Source organism: Kitasatospora sp. NPDC059803 (assembly GCF_042732255.1).
GTDB lineage: Bacteria > Actinomycetota > Actinomycetes > Streptomycetales > Streptomycetaceae > Kitasatospora.
In genome coordinates this window covers 12,598-15,396 of the sequence record NZ_JBHWIJ010000122.1, presented here as the reverse complement: position 1 = coordinate 15,396, position 2,799 = coordinate 12,598, and the positions used below count along the sequence as shown (strand labels likewise).

Sequence of the window (2,799 nt, the reverse complement as noted above, 5' to 3'; positions counted from 1 at the left end):
GCCCGGGCGCCCCGCCGCCCGGGGCGGGGGGGGCGGGCCGCGCCCCGCCCCCCGCGCGCGGCGCGGCGGCGGCGCCCCCCCGTCCGCGCCCAGGCGAAACGGAGCACCCGGCATGACCGTCCGCAGCGAGCGGGACCAGCACGTCGTCACCCTGACCATCGACCGGGAGCAGAAGCTCAACGCGCTCGACTACCCGACCATCGACGCGCTGCTCGCCGAACTCGACCGCGTCGACGCCGACGACACCGTCCGGGCGGTCGTGCTGACCGGCGCCGGGCAGCGGGCGTTCAGCGCGGGCGCCGACATCCCGTCGCTGGCCGGGAGCATCGCGGGCGGGCCCGAGCGGGCGCTGCGCGAGGTCGTCCGGCGCGGCCACGCGCTGACCCGGCGGATCGAGGAGTTCCCGAAGCCGATCGTCGTCGCCGTCAACGGCCTCGCCTACGGGGGAGGGTGTGAGCTCACCGAGGCCGCCCCGCTGGCCGTCGCCGCCGAGCACGCGACCTTCGCCAAGCCGGAGATCTCGCTCGGCTTCCCGCCGCCGTTCGGCGGCTCCCAGCGGCTGCCGCGGCACGTCGGACGCAAGCGCGCCCTGGAGCTGATCCTGACCGGCGACCCGATCCCGGCCGCCCGCGCCGCCGAGATCGGACTGGTCAACGCCGTCGTCCCGGCCGGCGAACTGCTCGACGCGGCACGGGGCCTGGTCGACCGGATCATCCGGCACGCGCCGACCGCGGTGTCCGCCTGCCTGCGGGCCGTCACCCGCGGCATCAACCTGCCGATCGACGAGGGCCTCGCCGTCGAGGCGGCCTGCTTCGCGGCCACCGTGCCCACGGACGGGGTGCGGGAGGGGCTCCGGCGCTTCCTGGACCGCCCGGCCGCCGGCTGAGACCGGCTCGCGCCCCTGGTGCCGGTGGTTCCGGGCTGGACTCGGCGTTCTTCGGCCAGGACGACGGCAACGCGGACGGCCGGGCCATCCGATCGGATGACCCGGCCGTCGCGGCTCACGGGCGCGGCTGGCAGTCGCGGCTCACAAGGGGGGTGCTCAGCGCTTATTGGGGGCGTGCGCGCTCACCAGGACACCGGGTAGCGGACGGGGTGCCCGCCGATCCGGCCGGGGAGGAGGCCGATCGCCACCAGGATGCCGGTCGAGAGGACCAGCAGCGGCAGGAACGGCAGGGCGGGCGGGGCCTGGAGCACCACGACCACGGCGCTCGCGACGGCCGGGGAGTGGGAGAGGTGGGTGAGCATCATCGCGCCCAGTGCGAGACCGGCGGCTATCGCGGCTCCCCAGGCGGTGCTGCCGGTGACCGCGAGGGTGGCGTAGCCGATCAGGCCGGACAGCAGTTGGCCGCCGACGACGTTGCGCGGCTGGGAGATCGGAAGCCCGGGGGCGCCGTGCACCAGGGCGGCGCTGGCCGCCACCGGCGGGATCAGCAGCGGTTGGTGGACCACCATGCCGATTCCGGCCAGCAGGAGCAGGGCGCCGACGGCGAAGACGGAGGCCCGCAGGGCGTGCAACGGGTGCGGCCTGGGGGTGTCTGCGGGCTGTGAGGTGGGCATGCGTGGGCGACTCCGGATGGGTGACGGGGGACCACGGGATGATAGGCGCACTGTCGCTCGAAAGGTGGGATGTTTCGTCTGTTGGACAACCACTGAACACTCCGTGGACGGACAGGCAGGCGGACGGACAGGCAGGCGGACGGGCGGCTTCGGTGGGGCGGTCAGAGCGACGGGGGCTGTATGAGCGTCGCCGGGAGGTAGTCGGAGGAGAGGCCGAGCTGCCAGCCGTGTGCCTGGACGGCGAGTGCGGCCAGGGCGATCGGGATGACCGGGAACAGGCTGCGCGGGGCCGCGTCCGGAGCGCTGCTCTCGCGGTGCTGGTCGAGGCGGGCGGCGAGGGCCCGCTCGAAGGTGCTCTGGTCGTCGTCGAGCAGGACGCGCAGCAACTGCTGGTCCGGCGTGAGCCGACCGGCGGCGTCCAGCGCCCGGGCGGCCGCGGTGCGCTCCTCGGCGTCCGGTTTGCGCAGGGGCACGGGGCCGGGGGCGACCCAGGGTGAGACGGCGGTCGGCACGACGTAGAGGTAGGAGCAGAGCGCGTCCAACTCGGCGAGGCTCGCCGGATCGGAGGTCGAGTCCAGGTCCGAGTAGGGCAGGCCCTTGCGGACCGAGGGCCCGTAGTCGTCCTTCAGCAGTGGGCCGAGCATGCGGTGGCGCTCCTGGATCAGGCCGCTGATCACGCACATCGCGAAGGTGTCGACCCACGTGGCGGCCGTGGGGGCGAAGTCGATGGTGTCGCCGAAGCTGGTCTCTTCGCTGGTCAGCGTCTCGCCGATGAACGGGAAGGGGACCTCGAAGTCGCCGCGCGGGAAGCAGCCGAGGGCCAGCACGCCGAGGGAGCACTCGGCCGCGGTCTCCAGGATGACCCGGGCGGGGTAGCCGCTGAGCGGCCGGCCCCCCAGGGTGAGCGCGCCGATGTGGTCGAGGAGCTCCTCGCCCATCGTCCGGATGTCCTTGATGGCCAGGCGGCCGTAGTGGATCCGGTACCAACTGGCGAGGGCCCGGTCCTCGATGCCCTCCAGGGCCTGGGTGATCCGCTGGGGCGCGACCTGGTGGCGCGTGACGTCGATGTCCACGATCCGATGCCGCCTTTCCTTGATCGTCTGCTGACGGAACGGCACGCTAGCACCGGCCGCTGACAGTCGATCACCCGTACGGGGGAGGGGGGGGGGGCGCGGCGCCCGCCCCCCTGCGGCTCGGGGGGCTAGCTCTGGGGTGGGCGCCCGAGGGGCGCGGCGGTGT

3 protein-coding genes are annotated in these 2,799 nt (G+C 74.5%); 1 reads left to right on the top strand and 2 read right to left on the bottom strand.

The window, feature by feature from the left end; translation table 11 throughout:
- Nucleotides 1–112: 112 nt before the first annotated feature.
- The gene (locus ACFV6I_RS20425; RefSeq protein ID WP_380426772.1) at nt 113–886 is read left to right on the top strand and encodes an enoyl-CoA hydratase-related protein; all 774 of its coding nucleotides are present in this window, start codon (nt 113–115) and stop codon (nt 884–886) included.
- A gap of 182 nt (nt 887–1,068) precedes the next feature.
- On the opposite strand, the gene ACFV6I_RS20420 is transcribed toward ACFV6I_RS20425, so the two are convergent.
- Together ACFV6I_RS20420 and ACFV6I_RS20415 are read right to left on the bottom strand one after the other, a co-directional pair.
- The gene (locus ACFV6I_RS20420; RefSeq protein WP_363370732.1) at nt 1,069–1,560 is read right to left on the bottom strand and encodes an HPP family protein; all 492 of its coding nucleotides are present in this window, start codon (nt 1,558–1,560) and stop codon (nt 1,069–1,071) included.
- Nucleotides 1,561–1,721: 161 nt separating this feature from the next.
- Nucleotides 1,722–2,633: an immunity 49 family protein gene (locus ACFV6I_RS20415; RefSeq protein WP_380426769.1), complete on the bottom strand. Its 912-nt coding sequence runs from the start codon at nt 2,631–2,633 to the stop codon at nt 1,722–1,724.
- Nucleotides 2,634–2,799: the final 166 nt, after the last annotated feature.

Bases quoted from the DNA above. Each gene is read 5' to 3' on its own strand.
- ACFV6I_RS20420 (WP_363370732.1), bottom strand. From the start codon at position 1,560: ATGCCCACCTCACAGCCCGCAGACACCCCCAGGCCGCACCCGTTGCAC.
- ACFV6I_RS20425 (WP_380426772.1), top strand. From the start codon at position 113: ATGACCGTCCGCAGCGAGCGGGACCAGCACGTCGTCACCCTGACCATC.